The organism is Pandoraea morbifera, assembly GCF_902459575.1.
GTDB lineage: Bacteria > Pseudomonadota > Gammaproteobacteria > Burkholderiales > Burkholderiaceae > Pandoraea > Pandoraea morbifera.
In genome coordinates this window covers 1-25,304 of the sequence record NZ_CABPSD010000013.1, presented here as the reverse complement: position 1 = coordinate 25,304, position 25,304 = coordinate 1, and the positions used below count along the sequence as shown (strand labels likewise).

22 protein-coding genes are annotated in these 25,304 nt (G+C 64.5%); 6 read left to right on the top strand and 16 right to left on the bottom strand.

Going from position 1 to position 25,304, the window contains the following annotated elements:
* Positions 1-32: 32 nt before the first annotated feature.
* Genes PMO31116_RS18925 through PMO31116_RS18915 form a run of 3 tightly spaced genes read right to left on the bottom strand, consistent with a single transcriptional unit; the run spans position 33 to position 2,726 of the window.
* Complete coding sequence (locus tag PMO31116_RS18925) at positions 33-449, bottom strand: cupin domain-containing protein (protein WP_174971477.1); 417 nt, start codon at positions 447-449, stop codon at positions 33-35.
* 46 nt (positions 450-495) lie between these two features.
* Complete coding sequence (locus tag PMO31116_RS18920; protein ID WP_150568042.1) at positions 496-1,281, bottom strand: 3-hydroxybutyrate dehydrogenase; 786 nt, start codon at positions 1,279-1,281, stop codon at positions 496-498.
* 44 nt (positions 1,282-1,325) lie between these two features.
* A complete protein-coding gene (locus PMO31116_RS18915; RefSeq protein WP_150568041.1) occupies positions 1,326-2,726 on the bottom strand; it encodes a GntP family permease in 1,401 nt (466 codons plus the stop codon).
* A gap of 430 nt (positions 2,727-3,156) precedes the next feature.
* On the opposite strand from PMO31116_RS18915, the gene PMO31116_RS18910 reads away from it, so the two are divergent.
* On the top strand, positions 3,157-4,587 hold the full coding sequence (locus tag PMO31116_RS18910; protein ID WP_223272203.1) for a sigma-54 interaction domain-containing protein: 1,431 nt from the start codon (positions 3,157-3,159) through the stop codon (positions 4,585-4,587).
* A gap of 165 nt (positions 4,588-4,752) precedes the next feature.
* Positions 4,753-5,001 (top strand): hypothetical protein, encoded by a 249-nt coding sequence (locus tag PMO31116_RS18905; RefSeq protein WP_023597049.1) that lies wholly within the window; start codon positions 4,753-4,755, stop codon positions 4,999-5,001.
* 141 nt (positions 5,002-5,142) lie between these two features.
* Here PMO31116_RS18905 and PMO31116_RS18900 read toward each other — a convergent pair whose 3' ends face one another.
* Positions 5,143-5,346, bottom strand: a complete 204-nt coding sequence (locus tag PMO31116_RS18900; RefSeq protein ID WP_023597050.1) for a dodecin family protein — start codon at positions 5,344-5,346, stop codon at positions 5,143-5,145.
* Between the two features lie 461 nt (positions 5,347-5,807).
* On the opposite strand from PMO31116_RS18900, the gene PMO31116_RS18895 reads away from it, so the two are divergent.
* The gene (locus tag PMO31116_RS18895) at positions 5,808-6,734 is read left to right on the top strand and encodes a CHAD domain-containing protein (RefSeq protein ID WP_150568040.1); all 927 of its coding nucleotides are present in this window, start codon (positions 5,808-5,810) and stop codon (positions 6,732-6,734) included.
* A gap of 142 nt (positions 6,735-6,876) precedes the next feature.
* Here PMO31116_RS18895 and tcuC read toward each other — a convergent pair whose 3' ends face one another.
* The 4 genes from tcuC to PMO31116_RS18875 form a co-directional block, all read right to left on the bottom strand.
* A complete protein-coding gene (tcuC, locus tag PMO31116_RS18890; protein WP_038620389.1) occupies positions 6,877-8,208 on the bottom strand; it encodes an MFS transporter in 1,332 nt (443 codons plus the stop codon).
* A 55-nt stretch (positions 8,209-8,263) separates the two neighbouring features.
* Positions 8,264-9,409 (bottom strand): tricarballylate utilization 4Fe-4S protein TcuB, encoded by a 1,146-nt coding sequence (tcuB, locus tag PMO31116_RS18885; protein WP_281350163.1) that lies wholly within the window; start codon positions 9,407-9,409, stop codon positions 8,264-8,266.
* Between the two features lie 58 nt (positions 9,410-9,467).
* Positions 9,468-10,877: an FAD-dependent tricarballylate dehydrogenase TcuA gene (gene tcuA, locus PMO31116_RS18880; RefSeq protein ID WP_150568039.1), complete on the bottom strand. Its 1,410-nt coding sequence runs from the start codon at positions 10,875-10,877 to the stop codon at positions 9,468-9,470.
* A 74-nt stretch (positions 10,878-10,951) separates the two neighbouring features.
* Positions 10,952-11,893 carry a LysR family transcriptional regulator gene (locus PMO31116_RS18875; protein ID WP_150568038.1) on the bottom strand — a complete coding sequence of 314 codons (942 nt, stop codon included), beginning with the start codon at positions 11,891-11,893 and terminating at the stop codon, positions 10,952-10,954.
* Positions 11,894-12,229: 336 nt separating this feature from the next.
* On the opposite strand from PMO31116_RS18875, the gene PMO31116_RS18870 reads away from it, so the two are divergent.
* Positions 12,230-15,898 (top strand): autotransporter outer membrane beta-barrel domain-containing protein, encoded by a 3,669-nt coding sequence (locus PMO31116_RS18870; protein WP_150568037.1) that lies wholly within the window; start codon positions 12,230-12,232, stop codon positions 15,896-15,898.
* Between the two features lie 23 nt (positions 15,899-15,921).
* Here PMO31116_RS18870 and PMO31116_RS18865 read toward each other — a convergent pair whose 3' ends face one another.
* From PMO31116_RS18865 to PMO31116_RS18840, 6 genes are all read right to left on the bottom strand, one after another.
* A complete protein-coding gene (locus PMO31116_RS18865; protein WP_150568036.1) occupies positions 15,922-17,313 on the bottom strand; it encodes an MFS transporter in 1,392 nt (463 codons plus the stop codon).
* Between the two features lie 119 nt (positions 17,314-17,432).
* Positions 17,433-18,998: a bifunctional 3-(3-hydroxy-phenyl)propionate/3-hydroxycinnamic acid hydroxylase gene (locus PMO31116_RS18860; protein ID WP_150568035.1), complete on the bottom strand. Its 1,566-nt coding sequence runs from the start codon at positions 18,996-18,998 to the stop codon at positions 17,433-17,435.
* Positions 18,999-19,003: 5 nt separating this feature from the next.
* Positions 19,004-19,873, bottom strand: coding sequence for a fumarylacetoacetate hydrolase family protein (locus tag PMO31116_RS18855; RefSeq protein WP_150568034.1), 870 nt, complete (start codon positions 19,871-19,873; stop codon positions 19,004-19,006).
* Positions 19,874-19,958: 85 nt separating this feature from the next.
* Positions 19,959-20,864, bottom strand: coding sequence for a VOC family protein (locus PMO31116_RS18850; RefSeq protein ID WP_150568033.1), 906 nt, complete (start codon positions 20,862-20,864; stop codon positions 19,959-19,961).
* Positions 20,861-21,919 (bottom strand): amidohydrolase family protein, encoded by a 1,059-nt coding sequence (locus PMO31116_RS18845; protein ID WP_246185377.1) that lies wholly within the window; start codon positions 21,917-21,919, stop codon positions 20,861-20,863. The genes PMO31116_RS18850 and PMO31116_RS18845 overlap by 4 nt, the downstream gene beginning before the upstream one ends.
* Entirely contained in the window at positions 21,912-22,340 is a 429-nt protein-coding gene (locus PMO31116_RS18840; protein WP_150568032.1) for a GlcG/HbpS family heme-binding protein, read from the bottom strand. The genes PMO31116_RS18845 and PMO31116_RS18840 overlap by 8 nt, the downstream gene beginning before the upstream one ends.
* A gap of 212 nt (positions 22,341-22,552) precedes the next feature.
* Between PMO31116_RS18840 and PMO31116_RS18835 the strand changes: the two genes are divergently transcribed.
* On the top strand, positions 22,553-23,278 hold the full coding sequence (locus PMO31116_RS18835; RefSeq protein ID WP_246185376.1) for a GntR family transcriptional regulator: 726 nt from the start codon (positions 22,553-22,555) through the stop codon (positions 23,276-23,278).
* Between the two features lie 94 nt (positions 23,279-23,372).
* Here PMO31116_RS18835 and PMO31116_RS18830 read toward each other — a convergent pair whose 3' ends face one another.
* Positions 23,373-23,888: a lipocalin-like domain-containing protein gene (locus PMO31116_RS18830; RefSeq protein WP_150568031.1), complete on the bottom strand. Its 516-nt coding sequence runs from the start codon at positions 23,886-23,888 to the stop codon at positions 23,373-23,375.
* A 171-nt stretch (positions 23,889-24,059) separates the two neighbouring features.
* Here PMO31116_RS18830 and PMO31116_RS18825 point away from each other — a divergent pair, with 171 nt between their 5' ends.
* A complete protein-coding gene (locus PMO31116_RS18825; protein ID WP_150568030.1) occupies positions 24,060-24,935 on the top strand; it encodes a LysR substrate-binding domain-containing protein in 876 nt (291 codons plus the stop codon).
* Between the two features lie 237 nt (positions 24,936-25,172).
* Here the strand turns inward: PMO31116_RS18825 and PMO31116_RS18820 are convergent.
* Positions 25,173-25,304, bottom strand: a 132-nt coding sequence (locus PMO31116_RS18820) for an integrase core domain-containing protein (protein ID WP_150568029.1), incomplete at its 5' end; no start/stop codon positions are given.

The following is a 25,304-nucleotide window of genomic DNA, read 5'->3' as shown; positions in this document are numbered from 1 at the left end:
AAGCGGTATCGACACGCCGGGCGAGCCTGCCGTCACCAAGGGGTCGGCGCCGGCACCGCACACGGGCCCTCGACACCGACGCTGGTGAAATCCGCGGGCCCCACCACTTCCAGATACTCCATATCGGGCGAATAATCGAAGAGGAAATGGCGAATGCCGGGACGCTGGTGAACGCAGTCTCCGGCTTCCACCAGCGTTTCCTTGTCCTCGTACATGAACCTCGCCCAGCCCTTGAGCATGTACACGATATGGAAATCGGCGCCGTGGACATGCCATCCGGTGCCGGTCTCCGGCGCGCTGTTGGCGCGTACCAGGTGCGCGATGACCCTGCCGCCGGTGGCATCGGCGATGCCGAGATCGCGATAGACGAAGAAATCGCGCAGACCGCCACTGACGAACGCCGTATCTCCCGGCTTGACGTGCGAGAACCTGGTTTCGTTGCTGTTCATGATGTGGGTTACGCCTCGATAGAAACTACAGGATGGGAAACCACGACTACTGCGCCGTCCAGCCGCCGTCGGCGGCCCACGTCGCGCCGCGGACCTCCGCCGCCATCGGCGAGCAAAGCATCAATGCGATGCTCCCGAGCGTCTCCGGCGTCACGAATTGACCGGACGGCTGTTTTTCCCCGAGCAAACGCGCGCGCGCGTCGTCCGCCGAGAGTCCTTCGCGCAGGGCAAGATCGTCGATCTGTTTCTGTACCAGCGGCGTGAGCACGAAACCTGGACAGATCGCATTGCACGTCACGCCGGTCGTCGCCGTTTCCAGCGCGGTGACCTTCGTGAGTCCGACCAGACCGTGCTTGGCGGCCACATAGGCCGACTTTCCGGCGGAACCCACCAGTCCGTGCACCGACGCGATGTTGACGATCCGCCCCCAGTTCCTCGCGCGCATACCCGCAAGGGCATGCCGCGTCGTGTGAAACGCCGACGTCAGGTTGATCGCGATAATGTCGTCCCACTGCTGCGCCGGAAACGACTCGATGGGCGACACATACTGGATGCCCGCATTGTTGACGAGGATGTCCACGCCGCCGAAACGCTCGCGCGCGGCGGCGAACATGTGCTCGATCTCGTCCGCGCGGCGCATGTCCGCGGGGTGATGAATCACTTGCGCACCGGTCGATTCGACCGCGCGGCGCGCGGCTTCGACATCGCCAAAGCCGTTGAGCACGATGTTCGCGCCGGCACGTGCGAGCGCCTGGGCAATGCCCAATCCAATGCCGCTCGTCGAACCGGTAATCAGTGCCGTCTTGCCGTTCAGGCGCATTGCAGCGTCCATCTCAGGTGTTGTACGAGCCGAAGTGGAGGAAATGGCGGTCATGTTCACACCAGCCCCGTCGCGTAATAGAGCGCGATCACGAAGAACACCGCCATCGTCTTGATCACCGTCACGGCGAAGATGTCGCGATACGATTCGCGGTGCGTGAGACCGGTCACGGCGAGCAACGTGATGACCGCGCCGTTGTGCGGCAGTGTGTCCATGCCGCCGCTGGCCATGGCGACCACGCGGTGCAGCACCTCGAGCGGAATGTGCGACGCCTGCGCCGCCTTGATGAACGTGTCGGACATGGCCGCAAGCGCGATGCTCATCCCGCCCGACGCGGAGCCCGTGATGCCCGCGAGCGTAGAGACGGAAACTGCGGCGTTCACGAGCGGGTTGGGAATACCCTTGAGTGCGTCGGCCACTACCAGGAACCCGGGGAGCGCCGCGATGACGCCGCCGAATCCATACTCGGATGCCGTGTTGAGCGTCGCGAGCAATGCACCGGCGACAGCGACCTTCGTGCCGTTGGCGAAACGGTCGCGCACCTTGCGGAACGCGGTGAGCAGCACGAGCAGGATGCCGGTCAGCAGCGCCCCCTCAACCGCCCAGATTGCCACCACGCCGTTAATGGAGATCGACACCGGCGCATGAAGCCCCGGGAGGATGTCAGGCGTGACATCGAATTGGCTTCCGTACCAATGCGGGATCGCCTTCGTGAGAGCGTAGTTCACCACGCCGACGAGGATCAGCGGCGTAATGGCGAGCACGGGGTTCGGCAGATCGGCCGAGTTCACGCGCTCGGGTTCATTGAGCAGCGAGCTGCCATAGCCCTCGCCGTTGGCCGCGGCGGCGCGGCGGCGCCATTCGAGATAAGTCAGTCCCACCGCGACGATGAAGACCGCGCCGGCGATTCCGAGCACGGGTGCGGCCCACGCCGTCGTCTTGAAGAACGTCGTCGGAATGATGTTCTGAATCTGCGGCGTGCCCGGCAGCGAATCCATCGTGAAACTGAACGCACCGAGCGCAATGGCGCCAGGCATGAGCCGCTTCGGAATGTTGCTCTGCCGGTAGAGCTCCGCCGCGAACGGGTAGACGGCGAATACGACCACGAACAGAGAAACCCCTCCGTAGGTGAGCAGCGCACACACGGCCACGATGACCGCATTGGCCCGCGTGCGGCCGATGTACTTGATCGCGGCGGCCACGATGGACTCGGAGAAGCCGGACAGCTCGATGACCTTGCCAAACACGGCGCCAAGCAGGAACACGGGCAGATAAAGCTTGACGAAGCCGACCAGCTTGTCCATGAAAATCCCGGAAAACACGGGGGCAACCGCTTCCGGCTGGGTCAGGAGAACCGCCCCGAGTGCTGCGATGGGGGCAAACAGAATCACGCTATAGCCGCGGTACGCGACAAACATCAGAAACGCCAGTGCGGCGAGCACGATGAGAAACGACATCTTGTCTCCAGTTTGTTTGCCTGCACGGGGTTGTGCAGGTTGAAGTTCTTACGTTCGACTGCCAGCCACGCAAAAAGCATGCCGCATCGCATTAACGTCATGATTACAAAGGACATCGACCTCCCTGCCGAAGCGCCAAATGAAAAAACGAAGGCCGCTGACGGGCCATGCGGCGCCCTGACGTCTCCATTTGGAGACATTTCCGGGACATCCCACTACGCGGCAACAAGTCGATCGAGGTAAAAGAACAAGAATCAAGATGATTCAGGCGTTTTCACCAATCGAGCAAATGTCTCAATTCGTGGAATAATCGTCTCCAAATGTGGACTTTCCGGATTTCAGCATAATGAACGACGATGCGCGCAACGCGCCGGGTCTCGAAAGACAGCACGACCTGCTCTCCGATTACGAGTTCGTTCGCAAGCAGGCCATGCAATCGCTGTTCGAAACGCTGGATCATTCCAGCGAGGGCACCGTCGTGGTGGACGGCGATGCGCGAATCGTATGGATCAACCGGGGCTACGCGGCGCGGTTCGGATTCAGCAATCCGGATGCCGTGATCGGACTCGACTGCGAGGACGTCATCCCAAACAGTCTGATGCGCGAGGTGGTGTCCACCGGACGGCCGATTCTGCTCGACATTCTCGAGACCGGACACGAGCCGCTGGTGGTCACGCGGCTCCCCATCCGCGACGCCCATGGCAAAACGGTCGGCGCCGTGGGGTTCGCGCTGTTCGACGAACTCAAGGCGCTCACGCCCATGTTCAGCAAGTACTCGCGCTTGCAGACGGAACTGCTCGCAACGCGCCAGTCGCTCGCGCAAGCCAGGCGGGCCAAATACAGTTTTGGGAGTTTCGTGGGCACCAGCGCGGCAAGCCTGGAGACGAAGCGCCTCGGACGCCGTGCCGCGCAGCTCGACTCGCCGGTGCTGCTGCTCGGCGAGACCGGTACGGGCAAGGAATTGCTCGCGCACGCCATCCATGGTGCTTCCGCGCGGGCCGACAAACCCCTTGTCACGGTCAACGTGGCAGCCATTCCCGACGCCTTGCTCGAAGTCGAATTCTTCGGCGCGGCAGCGGGCGCCTATACCGGCGCCGACCGGAAAGGCCGCACCGGCAAGTTCGAGCTGGCCCAGGGGGGAACGCTCTTTCTCGATGAAATCGGCGATATGCCGCTACCGCTGCAGGGCAAGCTGTTGCGTGTGCTTCAGGAACGGGAGTTCGAGCCGATCGGATCGAACCGGATGGTGCATACGGACGTGCGCATCATCGCCGCCACCTCCGCCGATCTTCCGAATCTCGTGGCGCAAGGGCGCTTTCGCGCCGACTTGTACTACCGGTTGAATGTCCTGACGATTCGCGTGCCGCCACTGCGCGAACGGCCGTCGGATATCGAGGCCATGGCGTACGCGATTCTCGACAAGCTGAGCGCCTACCGCGACGCCGGTCATCTGGAACTGGACGAAGGCGCCATCGACTGCCTTCGCGCCTACCGCTGGCCCGGCAACGTCCGGGAGTTGCACAACACGCTCGAGCGCGTTGCCCTGCTCTCGGAAAGCGAGCGCATCGACGCTCGCTCGCTTTCCCGCTTCATCGGCGAGGGCATGGGCGACGGCGAGGCTAACCACCCGACCGGTGGCGCCGGCACTGCCGCTTTCGCCGTCCCGTCCGATAACAAAACCGCCGACGACGCGAATGCCCAGCGCTATGACGACGCCATGCGGGCGTTCGAGCGTCAATTGCTGACACAAGCGCTGCGCGCCGCCGGGGGCCGGGTTGCCGACGCCGCCGCGCGGCTCGATATCGGACGTGCCACCCTTTACAAGAAGATGGCCGCTCTGGGCATCACGGCGCGCGAGTAACGCGCATGGGATCGACAGGCCGCGCAAACGCAATACCGCCCAATTTTTTCTCGTCAGTTGCCGCGTAGCCGGGCGATCGGCCATAATCGACCATTGCCTGTCAGAAGTCACAGGGCAACTACGCTGGTTCGGGGCACAACTTATAACAAGCGAATTGCGACGCAAATGGCAGCCGTAATCACGAAATACGTCAGGGACGGGATCACGTATTACGAAATTCGGGGGGCTCTGCCCGACGGGAAACGCTACCGCGACCGGGTGGGTTTCAGCGAGGGTGAAATGAGATTCCGGGCACTCGTTGCGAGGCGCATCGTATTGATGCGCAACGATTACCTCTCCGAAATCAAACGCGTCGGCGACGAAATCAAAAATGCCAGGCCAACGCCCGGCTGGATGAGCCAACTGATTTTCTAGCGAACGCTACCCACACCATCGCTGCGCCCAGACTCGTGCCGGCCGGTTGAGCGGGCGGTTCCCCGTGGATGTTGCGCGACCGGCACGCCAACCGTGCAAGCGGCACTCGGCGCGCGAGGGGCGACGCGCGCCCCGCCCCGATCACTCCAGCTTGAAGCTGAGCTTCGCGGTGATCCGAAAATTGACGATCTTTCCGTTGTCCACTTCGGCCGAAAGATCCTTGATGTAGATCGATTTGACGTCGCGAAGCGATTTCTGCGCCTCCTTGACCGCATTCCCGGCGGCGTCCTCCCAGCTTTTCGGCGATTCCGAGAGAACTTCGATAACCTTGACGACTTTGGACATGGTTGCCTCCTGTCTGAATTCGCGGACGGGCGTCGCCGAGCGAAATCGGGCCGCCCTCGACAAGCGTGGCATGCCGCAGCCAGTCGACGTTGACCGACGTCAAACGAATTCCGTTGCGCTCACGATGCATCGCGCTGACGCGGGCAGGCGCGGGCGCTCCCCTCATCCGGTTGGGGGAGCGGTCTGACGTAGATCAAAGGCACTCGCCATGAACGACGGATATGGCGGGCCTGCGGCTAAGTTGAAATTTCGACAGACCGACATGGAGCGAACGCGATGACGCCCGCCCGGATATCCGAAAAACGAACACCCGTCGAGGTTGAGATCAACGGCAACCATTATGTGGGGCACTACCGCGTGGTGAATGGCTCGGTCATCGCCTACGTGGGGGACGAGTGCGTTTTTGCGTCGTACGACATGAATACGCCCGAGGCGGTCGCACGGTGGCTCATCTCCGACATATGCCGCAAGCAGCAAAAGAGGGAAAAAAGGCCCCGATCACGGTGACACGCGACGTCGCGCCGCCCCGCAAGGCGCCGCCAGCGGAAGCGCCGGCATTCGCGACGGCCTCGCAGGCCGCGTCCGCGTGTCGATCGTCGACGTTCTCCGAGCTGGCCTCAACGTTGGTACGGTGCGGCGGCGTTCAGGCGACACGCATCGTGGCGGCCGGCGCCGCGGAAGACTTGCACCAGTTTCGCGTGACGATGCGCCGCTTGCGCGCGCTTTGGTGGACCTATCGTCCGTTGCTGGATCGCCGGCAATACGCGCGGCATCGCGCGCTGTTCAAGGGCCTCGGGGACGTCGCCGGCCAGGTGCGAAACTACGACGTCCTGTCTTCACTGCTCGCGTGCGTCGCACACGACGCACCGCTGTCGGAAAACATTGCCCGCGAGCGCGCGCTCGCATTGGCTCACGCGAAAACGACGATGGCGCGACGCGAAGTCATGCGGGATCTGGCCAATACCAGCGCGCAAGCGGTGCAGTCCCTGCGCCCCTTGCCAAAGTGCGCGCAGAGCGAAGACGCGTTCGTCTCGCTGCGCATCGCCGTTGCAAGAAAAAACATGAAACGGAAGGCGAAAAGCGCGGGACACGCGCCAGGACGCAGCCGGCTGGAGCAACTCCATGAGCTTCGAAAGCGCGGGAAGACCGTGAGGTATCTGCTCGAATTGTTCGAACATGGCAACGCCGCCGACAAACGGCATCTCAAACAACTCGGTCGGTTGCAGGAATCGCTCGGCAAGCTTAATGACGTCGTGGCCAGCGAAGCCCTGCTGCGCAGTCGCCCCGGACTGCTCGGCGGCCGGATGGATGCCGCAAAGTTGCGCAAGCGATTGCGATCCCTGAGAAAGCGCCATCTTCGCGCCGCGATGGCGTTGATTCGCGCATAGACAACGATGGCCAGGGCCATCGCGTGACCTCGCTCGGTCTCCCTCGACGCCCGGCACGGACGTGGCGGCGAGTGTGTGGCGGAGCGGCGCGGTGCCGCGCCGCGTCCGACGTCGCACGCTCGGATCGAGCAGTGCTGTCGCGTCACACCGGAACGCCGCTGCGCTCGCTGTTCATCACGTTGCCTTTCGGACCGCGCCGGTAAAGCCGCAGCGCGGCAAGCAGGCCGCACAATGCCGCGAAACTCATCCAGTATCCCGGCGCCGCCTTGTCGTGCGTGATCTGGATCAGGTACGTGGAGATGGCGGGCGTAAAGCCACCGAACACCGCGGTCGCCAGGCTGAACGCGAGCGAGAATCCGGCCACGCGCACCTGCACGGGCATCACCTCCGTGAGGGCAGCGACCATCGCCCCGTTATACATCCCGAAGAAGAACGAGAACCACAGCAGCACGCTCAGCATGCGGGCAAAGCTCGGCGCCTGCGCCAGCCAGTCGAGCGCCGGATAGGCGGTACAGATCGCCAGAAGGGAAATGCCGATCAGCACAGGCTTGCGCCCGATCCGATCCGAGATCGCGCCGCCGATGGGCAGCCACATGAAATTCGATGCCGCGGCGAGCAAGGTCACCAGCAGGCTGTCAGACGTCGAGAGCTTGAGAACGGACTTGCCGAACGTCGGGGTATAGACGGTGATGAGATAAAACGTCGTGGTCGTCATCGCCGTGAGCATCATGCCGCCCAGGACGGTGCGCCAATGCGCGAAAAGCATCGCCACGATGTCGCGCAACGGGGGGCGATGGCCTCGTGCCTCGAAGGCGGCCGTCTCCTGCAGCGAGCGGCGCAGAACAAACAGCAGCGGCACGATGGCGCATCCGACGAAGAACGGAACCCGCCAGCCCCACGCCGCGATCTGTTGCCCGGTAAGCCATTGATTCAAGCCGTAGCCGATCGCCGCGGCCATCACGATGGCGACTTGCTGGCTCGCGGACTGCCAGCTCGTGTAGAACCCCTTGCGGCCCGGCGTCGCCATCTCGGCGAGATAAACGGACACGCCGCCGAGTTCGGCCCCCGCCGAGAAGCCCTGCAAAAGCCGGCCCAACAGCACCAGTGCCGGCGCCAGCAAACCGATGCGCTCGTACCCGGGAACGCACGCAATGAGTATGGTGCCGCTTGCCATGATCGACAGCGTCACGATCAAGCCCTGGCGTCGCCCCACCTTGTCGATATAGGCGCCGAGGAAGATGGCGCCCAGTGGCCGCATGAGAAATCCCGCGCCGAACACGGCGAAGGTGAGCATGAGCGATGCGTATTCGCTGGTCGCCGGAAAGAATATCTTCGAGATCGACGTGGCGTAAAAGCCGAACAGGAAGAAATCGAACTGCTCGATGAAGTTGCCGCTCGTCACGCGCAGCACAGCGGCCGCCCGGTTCGCGCGCCGACCGCCGGCGCTCGCCGCAATGGATTCGGTGGGGTTCATGGTTGTCTCCAGGTTATTGTGTGGGCACCGGCGCTGCGTGAGCGCCGGGCCATCGCTATTCCGAGCCCAGGCTCAGGGTGTTGCGCTCCCGCCTCTCGATGGACGACTTGAGCAATGCCGCACTGCGAAAGATTCCGTGGGCGAACTTCCCGTATGGCAGCGTTGCGAACAGCGCCATGACGATGCCCAGGTGAAGCGCGAGCAACGTCGGCATCGCGGCGGTTGTCCGGCACGCGAGCAATCCGAGGCCCGACGCGCTGGTCAACAGCAGGAGCGCGATGAAGCCGCGATCCATCGGGCGCTGGCGTGTGTCGGTGCGCGCGGGATCGCGCCGGACGTTCAGCCACAGCAGTCCCGTCGGCCCCACGATGAGCCCGGCGCCACCGAGCACGCCCAGCACCACGGGAACGCTCAGGACCGGATACGGGGCCTCGAGGCCAAATGCATAGTGATAGAGCGTTGCCACGACGGTCGCGCCAAAGCAAAGCATGAAGCCGTAAAAGGTCAGGTGATGGAAACGGCGCCGCGCGAGCGTGAAGGCGTCGTCCGCTTCGTTGCAGCCCTCGCCGTGGCCGCCGTCGAGATACTTGAGCGTCAGCGCGTGACGGGCGGCCTCGCTCACCGCGGGCACGCTTGCCGTCCCCGGCGCAACGTCGCGCCAGAACCGCCGAACGCCAATGCCCAATGCGAGCGCGGCGAACAGGAACACCGCCCCGAACATCACGGCGAGCAGGTTGTGCGGAAAGATCGCATAGAAGTCCGCAGGCGCGCCGCTCGGCGCAAGGCCGCCGCGCAGTCCCAGGCCCAGCAGCAGGAACAGCGAGATGCCGGCCGCCAGCGCGATGGACAACGTCACCCCATTGCGCCGGTACAACGCGCCGAACGCTGCGGGAAACGCGTACTCGGAATAGGTCTCGAGGCGCACTTGAGCCATCGCCTTGGGCACGTTGACGCCGAATTCATGAGGTGGCGCGTACTGGCAAGCGTGATAGCAGGCTCCGCAGTTGTGGCAGAGATTGGCCAGATAGTGCACATCTGACTTGCCGAATTCGAGGCGGCGCGTCATTGCGGGGAATACGGCGCAAAAACCCTCGCAATAGCGGCAGGCGTTGCAGATCTGCATCTGACGCGCGACTTCCGCCTCGCCTGAGTTGAGCGCGACGATGGGAATCACGCGCGTGGTCTTGCCCCGTTCGCCCACGCCATCGGGCTGCGACACGAGCGGCGTCGGCGAGGGGCCTTGCCCGGAGGGGATAGCTTCAGACTTCTGCACTGCGAAACTCCGTGGTCTTGAGGGCGGCGCGGGCGGCCTGCGTTCCGGCGATTCGCCCGAAAGCCGTTCCGATCGACATGCCGACGCCTGCCGTATAGCCCTTGCCGAGTACGTTGCCAGCCATCATTTCGCCGGCAACGAACAGGTTGTCGCTCGGCGCGCCGCCGAAATGCACCTGCGCGCGGTCGTTGGTCTTCAGGCCGAGGTAGGTAAAGGTGATACCGGGGCGCAACGCGTAGCCGTAGAACGGCGGCGTATCGATCCGGCGCGCCCAGTGTGTCTTGGGCGGCGTGAGGCCTTCCGTATGGCAGTCGTCGAGAGCGGTGTGATCGAACGTGCCGACCCGGCAGGCCTGGTTGTAGCGTGCGATGGTGTCCAGGAACGGCCCCTCGGGGAGCTGAAGCTTGCGCGCCAGCGCTTCGAGCGAGTCGGCGCGCTCGCCCGGGAAGACCGGCGGCATGAAGCGTCCGATCGCCTTGGCGTCGATGATGGAGTAGCCGATCTGCCCCGGCTGGAGCGCGACGAGCCGGCCCCAGATCGCATAGCGCTTGGGCCAGAAGTCTTCGCCCTCGTCGTAGAAGCGCTCACTATTGCGGTTCACCACGACACCCAGCGACACGCAATCGATGCGTGTGCAGATGCCACCGTCGTACAGCGGCGCACGCGCATCGATGGCAACGCAGTGCGACTGCGAGGGATCGCCGATCATATCGGCGCCGGTATCCATCAGGTGCTTGAGCAGCACCCCCTTGTTGAAGCGCGTGCCGCGAATCAGAAAGTTATCGGCAGGCCATTCGCCGCGCGCGTTCTGGCCCCAGGCGTCTCGCAGCCACTCGCGATTCGACTCGAATCCACCGGCGGCCAGCACGCAGGCACGCGCGGCAAACCGTTTGTTGCCGCTGCGCGCCGCCACGAATCGGTCGCCGTCGAGCTCCAGCGAATCGACCGGCGTGTCGTAGCGGATGTCCACGCCGAGGGCTTCCGCACTGCGGTAGTAAGCATTGACGAGCGCCTTGCCGCCGCCCATGAAGAATGCGTTGGTGCGCGCGACGTGCAGCGCGCCGGACAGCGGCGGCTGGAAGCGCACGCCATGCTTCTGCATCCACGGACGGCACGACGACGATGCGCGGATCGTCAACCTGGCGAGATGTTCGTCGGTGAGCCCGCCGGTGACCTTCAGCAGATCTTGCCAGAACTCCTCCTCGGGATAGGCATCGACGAGAACGTCCTGCGGGGCATCGTGCATGCAGCGCAGATTGCGCGTGTGCTGCGAGTTCCCGCCGCGCCATTCACGCGGCGCCGACTCGAGGAGCAGAACCGACGCCCCCGCCTCGCGCGCCATGAGCGCGGCGCAAAGCGCGGCGTTGCCTCCTCCGATTACCAATACGTCGACCATTTGACTTGACTCCTTTCGCCCGCATCATAGGGATGTCAAATCCGGGTCGCCAGACGTCAGGCGTCAAGGGGCCTTCACGTTTCGTGAACGGTCGAGGTACGAAGCCGCGCGCCGGGCCATCGGCCTTCTCGCACGAGTTGACGGGCCACGTCGGCTAGCACGACGCGCGCGGCCAGCCCGGCGGGCGACAGCTCATCGTCTGAGACGCTGACGATCATGTTCGGCCGGGTGGCATAGTGCTCGGCGACGGGCACGCTGGCCAGTGGCACCGGTGCGGGCCGTGCGAGCGCCGCCCCGGGTTGGATCGTCGCGCCCATGCCAGCGCAAACCATGTCCATGAGCAGTGCCAGGCCGTCGACCTCGGCGACCACGTTAGGCTCGAAGCGCGCCCGCTTGAACGCCGTGGCGAGCTGCGAGCGAAGGCCGTGCGTGCTGCTGGGAAGAATCAGCGGGAGCTTGCCGAGGCTTTTGAGCCGGACGGCGGCGCCGCTCGGCATGCCGTCGAGGTCGACGGCGCCAATGAGGAACAACGGCTCGTCGAGCAGCGGCATCACGCTCCAGCGTTGCGCGGGAACCTCATGAAAAATCACGGCGAGATCGATCTGGCGGGCCCCGAGCATCGACGAGAGATAACCGGAAAGGCTCTCCACGATGCGCAAACGAACGTCCGGATAGCGCTCGCGCATGGACCTTGCGAAGGCGACGCCCAGCACACTCGCCGTGCTCGGCGCCAGCCCCACGCTGACATGCCCCGACAGGCGTGCGGAGCGCGCGGCGGATGCGGCCGCGTCGGCATGACGCAGGGCAAGCTGCGCCTGGCGCCAGAACGCCAGACCGGCGTCGGTGGGCACAACGCCGTTGGAGGTTCGCTGCAACAGGCGGGTCGACAGTTCGCTCTCGAGGCGGCTGATCTGCTGGCTCAACGCAGAAGTCACGACGCCGAGCTCCAGTGCGGCTCGCCCCATGCTGCCGTGTTCGACCACGCTCACGAAATACCGCAGTTGTCTGAGTTCCATTTCACCATGGGGTGGCTGCGCCCCCTCCGGTCGTTTCGGGTTGAAATCCCCGCAATATTACCGTCGCCCCGACTCACCGGGGCGTTGAGTGTCGCTCGCCTGTCCATGACTCGACGCCACGTCCCCGACATCCGACGCGCCATCAAAAAACGTGCTTTCTCTCCGTACACAAGCACCATTCAACTATGACGGACTTCGAACCAAATTTTTTCATTCGAATATTCACTACCTATTAAAACGGTACGCCATTCGTAACAATCCGCTCGCACAAATCATTAAGAATACTTATGATCTGAAGCAAAGAAACTGAAGTCGCCCGACAATCGGAGGGGACCCTTGCCTGGAAAAACGAAACCGGCGTCCGCAGGCCCGGTCGGCACCAAACATCACGTCCTGGCCACGGTCGTGGCAGCGATGCTGCCCTCCGCCCAGGCGCTGGCGCAATGCGCCCCGTCGCCGGCGTCGGTCAGCCTGTCGTCCGGGAGTTGCACCGATACGGCGTTCACCGCGCGAGAAAGCGCGGGCCCCGCCCCGGTCGTGGACGTTTCCGGCACAGGCGTCTATAGCGGCACGTCCCTCAGTCTGACGGCCACCGGGACAGGCTTGGGCGTACACGCGACCGGCGGTGGAACGGTCACCCTCGACGGCACTGCGGTCGACGGTTCCACAATCGAAACGCAGGGCGCGAGCGCACATGGTCTCGTTGCCGACGGCGGCGGCCGGATCGTCGGAAGCTACACGTCCGTCTACACGAACGGCGTCGGCGCCAACGGCGTAGGCGCCGTCGGCGCGGGCAGCGAGGTCACGCTCATCGACAGTGCCGTGAACACCAGCGGCGACAGCGCGTACGGCGCGTATGCGGCCAATGGCGGATCCCTCGTCTTCACGCGCACCAGCATCACGACGTCAGGCGCGGGCGCCTCGTCTGTCTTCACGGATGCCGGTGGCTCGATCACGCTCAACAACCTGAACACGTTCAGCTATGGCGACAACACCCCGGGCGCAGCCGCGTCGGGCGCCGATAGCCATCTCGGCCTGAACGGCACTTACATCAATGTCCTCGGCAACGGCAGCGCGGGGCTCTTCGCCACCGCTGGCGGCGCAATCGCCATGAGCGGCGGCGCCATTGCGTCGGGGGACTATTACGGCGGCACGATCATCGCCAACGCGCCGGGCATGCTCGCCCGGGGCGCGGGTAGCAGCATCGTGGCCTCCAGCGGAGCGAGTTCCGCCACCTATGGCGCGAACAGCCCGGGCATATGGGCCGATGCCGGAGGGAAGATCGACTTCTCGGGCTATGGCGTTTTCACCTACCAACCCGACTCGCCGGGCGCGCAGGCCAGCAGCGCCGGTGCCATCACGCTGACGAACACCATCGTCCGTACGTCGGGGCCTTCGAGCGCGGGCTTGCTGGTTGGCGACGGCGCCACGGTGCTCGCGACGGGCACAGAGATCACCACCGGATATCGCGTCGGCGGCAGCGCGCCACCGGTCCTCCAGTTCCCCGACGCACAGATCGGCCTGCAAGCGCATGGGGTGGATGTCCTGGGTCAAGGCAGTCAGTGGCTGGGAGAAAACAACGCCGTGACCACAAACGGCGACGGCGCCGTTGGCGTCTGGAGCGGTCAGGGAGGTGTGGCGCGCGTGACCGGTGGAACCATCACGACCCACGGCGCCGATACCGGCGCGCTCGGCGGCGCCGACGCCGTTCGCGCCACCGACGGCGGCAGCCTCGTCGACCTGACCGGTACCCGGATCAGCACCACGAACGTCAAAGCCGTCGGCCTGCACGCATCGGCCGGAGGGAGCATCTCCGCCATCGGCGCTGCCGTGGCCACGCAGGGGCAAAGCGCCTTCGGTGCCCAGGCACAGGATGCGGGCAGCGTCGTCACGCTCGACCGTGCCACCATTGCCACGGCGGGCGAGGCGGCCAATGCTATCCAGGCCGGCAATGCAGGCCGAGTGCAATTGACGGGTAGTTCGGTCGCGACCACCGGAGGGGCAGCGCATGGACTCGCCGCCATCGACGGCGGCACACTGTTGGCCACGGCAACGAGCGTTGCCGTGAGCGGCAACGGATCGGCGGCGATCTATCTCGCCGGCAGCGCCCCGAGCACGATTTCGATCAGCGGCGGCAGCCTGAGTGCGACCGGCGGCGCCATCGTCCTCGCCCAGGGCGGCACCGGAAGCGTCTCCCTCAGCGGCGTGACTTCAATCGTCCCGGCGACCGTCAACGGCCGAAAACTGCTGGCGATGGTGACCGAAAGCACCAGCGGTGCCCCATCGAACCTGACGCTCGACATCGTCGATACGCCCTCCCTCTCCGGCGATATCGTTGTCGATCCCTCCACCCTCACCTATCGCGTCGGCAACAGCCGCTGGGTTGGCGATCTGGTGCTGAACGGCCCGGGCAATACGGCCAGTGCGAGCTTTGCCACCTCCCAGTGGACCGGAAACCTGTTAGCCGACGCGGGCAATACCGCGAACGTTTCGCTGCAGAACAGTCTCTGGACGGGCCTGGCGCGCAACGCCACCAACGTCGTGATCGATGGCGCCAGCGTATGGAATGTCACGGGAGATTCCAACGCGATTGGCACCGTGACCAATGCGGGCCTGATGCAGTTCGTGGCCCGGACGGGATCGTACAGCACCCTGACGGTCGGCAGCTACGCCGGCGGCGCCGGTAGCCGCGTCGGCTTCAACACGTATCTCGGTGCCGACAATTCGCCGACCAATCTTCTGGTGGTCAACGGCGGACAGGCCAGCGGCACCAGCACACTGCTGGTCAATAACGCCGGGGGCCCCGGCGCACAAACGACGGCGGACGGCATTCGACTGGTGCAGGTGACCGGCGGTGGCGCCTCCGCGACGGGTGCCTTTACGCTCGGCCAGCGGGTTGCCGCGGGGGCGTACGAGTACCAACTCTTTCGCGGTGGCAGTACTGGCGCGAACGACTGGTTCCTGCGCTCGAATCTCATCGAAGCGCCGAGCACGCCGTCGGCGCCGACCACGGAAGTTCCGCTCTATCGTCCCGAGGTCGCGCTTTACATGCCGGTGCCGGCGCTCGCGCGGCAAATGGGGCTCGCCACGCTCGGCACCCTGCATGAACGGGTGGGCGACGAAGAGGATCTGCGCGGCACTTCGCAAGGCCGCGACTACGGCAACCTTGGCTGGGCGCGCGTGTTCGGCGCGCGCGTGAGCAACCGGTGGACGGGCGACGTCGATGCCAAGGCGGCCGGCAATCAGACCGGGGTGCAGGCCGGTGTCGACCTGTTCCGGCGCACGACGGACAGCGGGCACCGCGACCATGTCGGCGTATACGTCGCCTATACCGACTACAGCGCCACATCGGTGCAAGGCTTCGCGCTCGGCACGCAGGATCTGGCCGTCGGGAAGCTCTCGATGAGCGGGCCATCGCTCGGCGCGTACTGGACACATTTCGGCCCGAGCGGCTGGTATACCGACGCCGTCTTTCAGACGAGCTGGTACGACATCAAGGCCCGGTCGAATTACGGTGCCGAGGTATCGCCGCATGCCACCGGGTTCGCCGCCTCGCTCGAGACCGGGTATCCGATGCGGTTTGGCGATGAAGGGCAATGGCAGTGGGAGCCGCAGGCGCAGATCGTCTGGCAAGGCGTGTCGGTGAACCATGCGCGGGACCCTTACTCCAGCGTGGACTGGGATTCGGGGAACGCCGTGACGGGACGGCTGGGCGTTCGCCTGCAACGCGTGACCCGGGATACGCGTGGCACGCTATGGCAACCCTACGCACGGTTGAACCTCTGGCACGCCTTCGCCGGCAGCGATCAGGCGACGTTCGGAACGAACGCCCCCATCACGAGCCGCTTCGGCGACACGGCGCTGGAGATCGGCGCCGGCGTGACGGCGCGCGTCAACGCCAACACGAGCTTTTACGGTCAGGCGAGCTACCGCGTGTCGCTAGACGACAGCCGCTCGCGGCAGTCCGCCGCCCAAGGCATTGTCGGCGTTCGATTCAACTGGTGAGATGCTCACGTGTTTCGCCCCGATCAACGTGACATGGGCTGTCCAACCACGTCCGGAGCGGCAACGTCACCGGGAGAAGCACTTCCGGGGATCAGCCCGACCGAGGCGATCTCCTGCCGGCCCAGCGAGATGATGACGGCCGCAAGCGCCAACGCCACGGCGAAGATGCCGAACGTATAAGACGTGCCCGGGACATAGGACGCCACCAGCCCGACGATCATCGGCCCCATGATGCCGCCCACGCGATTCAGGCCAACAGCCACCCCCATCCCGGTCCCGCGCACTTCGGTCCGGTAGCACATCACCTGGTAGTTGTTCAGCACCGCTTGCGCGCCAAAAATGAAGAAGCCCAGCGCGGCAACGAACGGCGGCGCCCACAGGTTGCCCAACGCAATACCCACCGACACCATCGATACCGAGGCCAGCGAGTAGCCGATGATCATGGCGCGAATTCGGCTGCGAAGCTTGTCGGCCAGCCAGCCCATGCCGATGCCGCCGAACACGGACGCCACCATCACAAGCGTGCCGTAGGCGAACGCCGACGACACGCCGCCGCCGCTCGCGACCACCAGCGAAGGCAACCAGCCCGTCAGCCCGTGGATGCAGAACAGGCTCAGGAAGCCGACCACCCAGTGCACGATCGTGTTGCGACGGTACAGCGGCGAGAGCAACTCGGCAATGGAACCGATCTTCGCGGGCTTGTGCATCGGCGTGAACGCCGCGTCGCGATAAAGGGCGGCCCGCTCGGGACGCAGCCTGCCCAGCAGCGCGCGCACTTCAGTCTCGCGCCCACGCAGCATCAGGTATTGGATCGATTCCGGCAACCACAGCGTCGCGGCAATCACCACAATGAACGACAGCGCGCCCACGTAGTACAGCGACTCCCAACCGTAGCGTGCCGTGAGCGAAAGCCCTGCCACGCCCGCGAAAATCCCCCCGGCCGAAAACCCCAACTGGAAGACCCACGTGGCAAATGTATTGGCATGCCTGGCCGGCGCCCACTCGTTGATGCAGGTGAGCGCCAGCGGCGTCACCATGCCCAGCGCCGTGCCCATGATCAGACGGAAGACGGCGAACGGCAGCGGGCCGTGCACAACGGTCGCGAGCAGCGCGCTCGACGCGGTCAGCATCCATAGGGCCAGCAGCATGATGCGGCGGCGGCCGAAGCGGTCCGACAGCAGTCCCTGGAGCACCGAGCCGATGGACAGCCCGATAATGCCGCTCGACAGCATGAAGCCGATCATGCCCGGCGAAGGCTGCCACGTTTTGCGCACCAGCGGGATCACATAAGCTGCGTTGAACAAGTCGTAGCCATCAAAGAACATGATGGCCGTGAGCAATACGGCGAACTTGAAATGGAACCCGCCGAAGCGGGCCTGCGCGATCTCCTCGCGCACGGTAATAGTGGTCGTCACAGTTGTCTCCTGAGCGGGGCGAAGGTGCGCTTGCCGGTCTGTTGCCGGTTGCGCGGTGGTGTCGTATGACCGACGACGGCGTGCCGCGCGCTCCCCCCGAAGCGCGCGGCGCCGGGACATCAACCCAACGAGCCCATCAGCACGCCGAGTTTTGCTGCCAGCGTCGCGTTGTCCACCGCGACGCCCCACACATAATGGTCGGGGCGCACGATGGCGGCACGGCAACCGTGCCGGGCGAACCAGCCCGCCAGCACCCCTTCACGCTCGATCACGGCGGCGTGACCGCCCGCCGTACGCGCTTGCGCATCGTTTGCCAGCACGATGGCCCGCGCGCCAAGGTCGCGCACCGCCGCCATCACGCCGCCGTCGAGCAACGACGCATCGTCCACGACCACGCGCCAACCCGCCCCAACGACCTCGTCGAGCAAAGCGCTTGCGTCGGTCCCGGTGGCGACCAGCGGCTGCGGAAACAGCGTGCCGTTCACGCTCGCACCGTCTCCGCACAACAGGCCACCTTGCAGCGGCGGCACGATCTCCTGACGCGTGATCGTCTTGACGACACCACCGGCCTCGGCCAGCAAACGCGCATCGCGCGCCGCCGCAGCCGCGTCATCGCGCTCGCAGATCACCCGGCCGATTTCCTTGATCCGCGTCGTGAGCGTCGTGACGTGCGCCTTGCGCTCGACCTCATAGGTATCGAGCAATGCATCGGACGCGCCGCCACGCATCACGCGAACGAGCTTCCACACGAGGTTCACCACGTCGCGCACGCCCTGACACATGCCCTGCCCGATGAATGGCGGTTGCTGATGCGCGGCGTCGCCCGCGATGAACACGCGTCCGCGTCGCCACTCGCTCGCGACCAGCGCATGGAAGCGGTAGCTCGCCGCACGCCACATGCGCCCGTCTTCGGGCGTCAGCCAGCGCGAAAGCAGCTGCCACACATTGGCTTCCTTCTGCATCTCGAGCGGATCCTCGCCCGGCGACAGCATGATCTCCCAGCGGCGATGGTTGCCGGGCCCCACGATGTACGTGCATGGGCGCCGCGGTTCGCAATACTGGATGGCGGTCGTCGGCAGCTTCGCAAGACCGTGCTCGTTGACCAGCACATCGACGACCACCCAGGGCTCGTCGAACACGAGATCCTCGAGCGGAATGTCGAGCTTTGTACGCACGAAGCTGGAAGCGCCGTCAGCCGCGATCAGATACTTCGCCGTCACGCTGCGCTGCGCGCCGGTGTCGTCACGCAAACGTGCACTCACCTGCTCGCCGTCGTCGCTGAAATCGATCAGCTCAGTGCCCAACGCTACCGTGATGCAGTCGTAGGACGCAGCCTGTGCACGCAATTCGCGCTCGACCGGCGGCTGCGTGAAGGTCATCGTCGGCGTGTATCCCAACGGATAGGGTTTGGGTACCGTATCGATGCGCTTGATCAACTGCCCCTGCGTGCCGTAGTACTCCGAGGCGGGAAACACGTCGACATACGGCGCGATCCGCTCGGCCAGCCCCAGATCCTGGAAGATGCGCATGATCTCGTGATCGAGCGCAATCGCACGCGGCTTGTCATAGACCTCGCGCGCGCGATCCACGCACAGCGTGCGCACACCGAGCTTGCCCAGGAGGTTCGCCGCGACGGCCCCGGACGGCCCGAAGCCGGAAATGAGAACGTCGAAAGACTCGCTCATCACGCTCACTTGCCCTCGACTTCGTCTTGCACGACGTTCGACAACACGCCGATGCGCTCGATGTCCACCTCGACCCGGTCGCCGGCCTTCATCCACACGGGAGGCGTACGCGCAAAGCCGACGCCGGCGGGCGTGCCCATCGCGATCACATCGCCGGGCTCCAGCGTCATGCATTCAGACAGCAGTTCGATGGTCTCGGCGACGCCCCAGATCATGTCCGACGTATTGGTCTTTTGCATCACCTGGCCGTTCAGGCGCAGTTCCATCTTCAGGTCGGTCGCGCCGGCCGGCAGATCTTCCGGCGTGACGATCCACGGACCGAACGGCCCCGTGCCGTCGAAATTCTTGCCGATCGTCCACTGCGACGTACGCTTCTGGAAGTCGCGCACCGACACGTCGTTGAAGCAGGCGTAGCCGAAGACGTGCTCGAGGGCATTCTCGCGCTTGATATGGCGGCCGCCCTTGCCGATCACCACGGCAAGTTCGGCTTCGTAGTCGAGCTTCTCCGAGACGTACGGACGCACCACCGGATCCCCCTGCGCGATCAGCGACGTGGCGCCGCGGAAGAAAATCAGCGGATAGACCGGCTTGAGATTGCCGCCCTCTTTTGCGTGATCGTAGAAGTTGTGCCCCAGACAAACGATCTTGCCCGGACGCGGCACGACCGGCGCGAGCGTCACGTCCGACATGCGCACGCGATGGCTGCTGTGCGATTCGACTGCGCGACGAGCCGCGGCGAGGACGTCGATGCCCTGCTCGAGCGCCTCGCGCAAATCGGCCGGCACGCCCTGCGAAGCGGCCAGATCGATCACGTCGTCACCGTCGACGACGCCCAGGCGGTTTTGCGAATCTTGCTTGAAGGTAATGAATTTCACTGTCAGTCTCCGTGTGTGTGGCCAGAACGGCGCGCTTGCCGCAGGTCTCTCGTGAGAACCCGCCGGCGCGTGCCGCCAAGGATCGTCATGCGTTGTTGACGGGTTGAAAGAAAATGGTCTTTTGCGCGGCTTTCAGGCGCGGCGACGGCGACACGCCGATGCCCCACTGATCGATGCGTCCCGGCGGCCACTTCCAGTCGTCGGGGCCCCCGGTGCGATACGTGTCGTCCACTTGCAGCACTTCGGCGGTGTACTCGATGACGAAATCGAAAGGCCCAAGGAAATAGGCGAACACGTTGTTTCCCGGACCGTGTCGGCCAACGCCCCACTGGATCGGATAGCCGGCGTCGTTCATGCGTCCGCCGCCGCGCATCACCGAATCGATGTCCGGCATGACGAAGGCAATGTGATTGAGGCTGTTCTCTTGTGCGTCCGCGAGCGCGATGCTGTGGTGATCGCTGCCGCAGCGCATGAAAGCCATGATGCGCGTGCGGTCGGACAGGCGAAAGCCGAGCGCGCTTTCGAAAAAGCGCTGCGCCTCGGCCACGTTCTCGCTGTTCATCACCACGTGCGTGATCTTCACCGGGCGGTCGGCGCGGGCCTCGGTGTCCTCCCAGCGAATGTCGTCCACGATAAAGCGCAGCACGCGCCCCTGCGGGTCCTGCGCGATCAGCTCGGTGCCGCCGCCGGGTTCCGTCACGGCGCGCGGGCCGGCGACAATCCGTCCGCCGTTGGCGGGAATCGCCTGAACGAGCTGGTCAAGCGAAGCGCGAGACGACGCATTGAAGTCGACGCAGCGCACATCGGGGCGATCGCTGCGGTGCAACGCGAGCACATGATGCGCGGCGCCGGTGCCCCGCAAATAGATGGCGTCTTCGGTGCGGGCAACAACAGCGAGGTTCCACGTCTGGGTGTAGAAGGTTTCGGCGAGCGCGAGATCCGGCACGCCGATCGCAATGCCGCGCAGCGCGCTGACGGGCGACGAATTCATGGTTGACTCCTGGAAGCGATGCCGAGAAAGCGCTCGGCATTTCGATGTACGAGATGCGCGCGCACGTCGGCGTCGGCGCAGGATTGTGCGAGGCGCGCCACCGGCGCGTGCTCGCGAAAGGCGAAGGGATAGTCGGTGCCGAGCATCAGTTGCGTGTGGCCGAACTGGTGAACCAGATGCGCGAGCGTATCGTCGTCGAACACCAGCGTGTCGTAGTAGAGTCGCCGCGACTGCTCGCGCGGGGCCACTTCCATGGTTTCGGCCAGCGGCGCGAACACTTTGTGCGCCTGCTCCAGCCGCGGCAGCAGCGAGGCCAGCGTGCCGCCGCCATGACTGAACGCGATGCGCAGACGCGGTCGACGCACGATCAGGTTGCTGGTCAATACGGATGCGGCGGCAAGGCCGACGTCGGTCGGATATGCCAATGCCTGCAACAAGGGCTTCGGACCGATCAGACGCTCCGTGCCCGCCGGTCGCAGCGCGTGCACGAAGATTGCGGCGCCCAACGCTTGCGCAGCTTCGAAGAAGGCGTCGAGCCGTGGCGCGCCGACCGGCGCCCCATTGATGTTGCTGCCCAGTTCCACGCCCGCGAAGGCGCCAGTACGCATAAGTCGTTCGAGTTCCGCGATAGCCAGATCGATGTCCTGCATCGGCACCGCACCCAGACCGATGAAGCGCGTCGGGGCGCTCGCCACCATGGCCTCGATCTCGTCGTTGAGGAAGCGGCAAAGATGCGCGCCGTCCTTGGCGGGCAGCCAGTAGCCGAGCAACTCGGGCATCGGCGATAGCGCCTGAACGCCGACGTGCTGCGTATCCATGTCTTCCAGACGTTTGGCCGCATCCCAGCAGCGATCGGAAACCGTGCGATACAGCCCACCGTCGATCATCACATGGCGATGGCATTCATGCGCCGGCGCCATCGACGGCCAGCCGGCGGGCGGCACACCCAGCGCGGCAGGGAAATGCTCCGGCACGACGTGGCAGTGGACGTCGATACCCGGCTTGCCCGGGCATCCGCAGGCACGCATCGCGCGGGCTTTCGGCGTGTCACTCATGACGCAAGCCTGCGGCGGCTACGCCGGCCATGCAGATGGACTCGTCTTCGTCGCCGGTGCCTCCCGACGCACCCACGGCACCGATGATCATCCCTTCGGCATCGCGAATCGGTACGGCGCCCGTTTGCGGAACGAACTTGCCGCCGTGGGTCACGGCAAGCGACTGGAAGAACACCGGGTTGTCCTGCGCGCGCTGCCACAGCGCTCGGCTTGTCGCGCCCATGCTCACGCACCCCCAGGCCTTGCCCGTCGCGATATCGACACGCGACATCGAAGCACCGTCTTCCCGCTGTGCCGCCTTGAGATGGCCGGCGGCGTCGACCACCACGACCGCCATCGCCTTGTATTGCTTTGCGCGCGCGGCCTCAAGGGCGGCGGCGATGATTCGGTTGGCCTGGGCCAACGTCAGGACGGATGCCATGCTGCAATGTCTCCATATTTCGCCCGTATCGACGGGGCAGTCATCGCGAGAAATTATATATATAAAAAAGTTAATTCACAGTTTTTGTACACAAATTATCGTAAACACCTAGTTTTCTGCAAACGCACAGACGGAAGTTGCTTTCAGATATACTTGCGCCAGACCTCCCGGCGACTCACGCCCATTCGAGAGACTTCATCGTGTCCCGCGCCATGCCCCGCCTTTCCGAGATGACGCCCGCCGCACAGACTGCCGGGCAAGCCGGCTCGACTGTGACGCTGGCCACGAATCTGTACGACCGACTTCGCACCGATCTGCTGCAGGGCAAGCTGGAGCCGGGGCGCAAACTGCAGATCGAATTCCTGTGCGAGCAGTACCAGGCGGGACAGACGCCGGTGCGCGAGGCGCTCAACCGTCTGACATCCGACGGCCTCGTCGAGCGACGCGACCAGCGCGGCTTCGCCGTGGCGGGTATCAGCGCTGCTGATCTGCGGGAGATTACGCGTACGCGTGTGTGGTTGGAGGAGGTCGCCCTGCGCGAGGCCTTCGCGGCCGATGCGCCCGAGTGGGAAGAAGCACTCGTGCTGGCGTATCACCGACTGTCGAAGGCACCGCGCTCGCTGTCGGAGACCGAGTACCAGGAAAATCCGGAGTGGGAGCGCCTGCATCGCGCCTTTCACCGCACGCTGATCGGCGGCTGCCAGTCGCGCTGGCTGTTGGGATTCTGCGAGCAGCTCTCCGACCAACTCTATCGCTATCGCCAGTTGTCGGTGCGACGCATCTACCCGAATCGCCATGAGCGCGAAGAGCACAAAGCCATGCTCGACGCCGTCATCGAGCGCGATGCGCCGCGCGCCATTGCACTGATGAAGTCACATTACGAAACCACGGCAGACATCATCCTGGCCGACGCCAAACTCTTCCCCGACGAGTCATAGCAGAGGAATCGGACGCCCCAACGGCATATCGTCCCTCGCGAGCACACTGCGCCTGCGCGTTTGCGCCGCGGGCATCAACGCGGTGAGTTACCGTTCAGTTCAGTCGTTTCCAGATGGAAATCGGTACGTCGCCGTTCGGCCGCGGCACCACGCGATAGCTCAGTTCGCCGCCCTTGAGTTCGAAGTTGCGCTTCTGTTGCTCCCCCTCCCAATTCGGAAAGGAGGCGTTCTGAATGTGGAACGTCAGCGTGCCCTTTGCTTGATCGACGCTGATCGTACCGGTATGGGTGCTCGACCCCATTACCGCCGCCTGGTATTCCTCCGGCGTTCCCCTGGCCTTGTCTCCCGAGACGAACTTCGGTCGCTCCGCCTTGTAAATCTGCACCGAATAATGCCCCTGCACGTCGATCATCATGAGTCCCCTGGGCGCCGCCCCGTAATCGCGGCCGCGCGAGCCGTCCGGGTGCTGGACATCGGCGGCGACCAGCGTCCACGTGCCAACGAAAGCCGGATCGATGGCCGCCGCATCGGCGGGCGCGGCCGCCATGAGCGCGCATGCCGAAATGGCTGTCACGAGCACGCTGCGTTTGAATCTCGTCTGCAAGTCCATACCGTAAACCTCTTCTAGGAAGCATTCATCAGGATGTTGGGAGCAGCCCTATCGCGGGAGGCACCTGCGTGCGAAGAGTCCCGCCGGATCGTTCTCCCGAGAAAATGGTAGCCAAACAAACCATGCAATGAATGCGATAATTCGGCATCGTGAATTCATAAAAACCGAACGATGCCGTTTCCCAACCTGGATATGGACGCGCTCCGGACGTTCGTCGCGACCCAACAGCTGGGCAGCCTGAACCGGGCAGCCGAGCGTATCGGCCGGTCGCAATCAGCAGTGAGCCAGCAGATGCGCAAGCTCGAAGAGCAGGTCGGTCACCCGCTGTTCCGCAGACAAGGGCGCGGGCTGGTACTGACGGATGCCGGCGACATGATCCTCTCCTATGCGCATCGCATTCTCGATCTCAACGATGAAGCGGTGCTGGCGGTGCGCGGCGCCTCCATCGACGGCGTGGTCCGTTTCGGCCTCCCGGGCGATTTCGCCGAAGCCTGGCTCCCGGCGGCACTCGGACGGTTCAAGAAAGCGCACCCCGGGGTCCGCGTCGAAGTTGCCGTCGAGCGAAACGGCGTATTGCTCGAACGACTAGATCGCGACGAACTCGATCTCGCGCTGGTGATGGACAACGAACACCGTCCGGATGCCGAACTTCTGGCGACATTGCCGATGACGTGGATCGGATCGGCCGACGCCGACGAAGCCTTGCATTCCGGTCGCGCTCTGGATCTCGCCCTTTTCCATCCACCGTGCTTCTTCCGGCGTGCAGGAATCGAGGCGCTGGACCGCGCCAATATCTCCTGGCGGCTGGCCTACACGACAGCCAGCCTCCAAAGTCTTTGGTCGGGAGTCGCGGCGGGACTGGGCATTACCTTGCGAACGGGGGCAGGCATGCCGTCGTCGCTAAGACGGCTAGGTGCGCAAGAGGGACTTCCGCCTTTGCCGTCCGTGAAGCTGTGCCTGCATGGACGTCATCAGGACACGTCACCCGCGCTGGTACAACTCAAGCACGTCGTGACGGCGTGCGTGAACGAGCACTTATCGTTGTAATTTCGCGGGACACGACCGGGCGCGCCTCGCCATCGAGTCGTCTCTTCACGGATTCATCGGTTTTCGTGAAGTGTGACTTGAGTATTTTCGATGTTGTCGGGCATGGGATCGGCCTATAGTCGAGTTCGCGGTCTCCACCGCATCAATCACACCACCACCGGACAATCAGGAGAATATCTTGCGGATTGTCGATGTCCGGGAGCTCACGATGTAATGACCCAGCAGAACCTGCTCAGGTCAGGCGGCTAAAGCAAAAGCCTCGGCCGGGGTCATCATCTTCAGCGCTTGGTGCGGCCGTCGATGGTTGTAGAACTGAATCCAGTCGCCGATGACACGGCTGGCGTGTTGCAGCGTCTCGAAGCGATGGCG

Excerpts from the sequence above, each read along its gene's own strand:
- PMO31116_RS18840 (WP_150568032.1), bottom strand. The coding sequence starts at position 22,340 with ATGGCATCCGTCCTGACGTTGGCCCAGGCCAACCGAATCATCGCCGCC.
- PMO31116_RS18915 (WP_150568041.1), bottom strand. The coding sequence starts at position 2,726 with ATGTCGTTTCTCATCGTGCTCGCCGCACTGGCGTTTCTGATGTTTGTC.
- PMO31116_RS18860 (WP_150568035.1), bottom strand. The coding sequence starts at position 18,998 with ATGAGCGAGTCTTTCGACGTTCTCATTTCCGGCTTCGGGCCGTCCGGG.
- PMO31116_RS18920 (WP_150568042.1), bottom strand. The coding sequence starts at position 1,281 with ATGGACGCTGCAATGCGCCTGAACGGCAAGACGGCACTGATTACCGGT.
- PMO31116_RS18850 (WP_150568033.1), bottom strand. The coding sequence starts at position 20,864 with ATGAATTCGTCGCCCGTCAGCGCGCTGCGCGGCATTGCGATCGGCGTG.
- PMO31116_RS18895 (WP_150568040.1), top strand. The coding sequence starts at position 5,808 with ATGCCGCAAGCAGCAAAAGAGGGAAAAAAGGCCCCGATCACGGTGACA.
- PMO31116_RS18845 (WP_246185377.1), bottom strand. The coding sequence starts at position 21,919 with ATGAGTGACACGCCGAAAGCCCGCGCGATGCGTGCCTGCGGATGCCCG.
- PMO31116_RS18875 (WP_150568038.1), bottom strand. The coding sequence starts at position 11,893 with ATGGAACTCAGACAACTGCGGTATTTCGTGAGCGTGGTCGAACACGGC.
- PMO31116_RS18830 (WP_150568031.1), bottom strand. The coding sequence starts at position 23,888 with ATGGACTTGCAGACGAGATTCAAACGCAGCGTGCTCGTGACAGCCATT.
- PMO31116_RS18835 (WP_246185376.1), top strand. The coding sequence starts at position 22,553 with ATGCCCCGCCTTTCCGAGATGACGCCCGCCGCACAGACTGCCGGGCAA.
- PMO31116_RS18825 (WP_150568030.1), top strand. The coding sequence starts at position 24,060 with ATGCCGTTTCCCAACCTGGATATGGACGCGCTCCGGACGTTCGTCGCG.
- PMO31116_RS18910 (WP_223272203.1), top strand. The coding sequence starts at position 3,157 with ATGCAATCGCTGTTCGAAACGCTGGATCATTCCAGCGAGGGCACCGTC.
- tcuA (WP_150568039.1), bottom strand. The coding sequence starts at position 10,877 with ATGGTCGACGTATTGGTAATCGGAGGAGGCAACGCCGCGCTTTGCGCC.
- PMO31116_RS18925 (WP_174971477.1), bottom strand. The coding sequence starts at position 449 with ATGAACAGCAACGAAACCAGGTTCTCGCACGTCAAGCCGGGAGATACG.
- PMO31116_RS18900 (WP_023597050.1), bottom strand. The coding sequence starts at position 5,346 with ATGTCCAAAGTCGTCAAGGTTATCGAAGTTCTCTCGGAATCGCCGAAA.
- PMO31116_RS18905 (WP_023597049.1), top strand. The coding sequence starts at position 4,753 with ATGGCAGCCGTAATCACGAAATACGTCAGGGACGGGATCACGTATTAC.
- tcuC (WP_038620389.1), bottom strand. The coding sequence starts at position 8,208 with ATGAACCCCACCGAATCCATTGCGGCGAGCGCCGGCGGTCGGCGCGCG.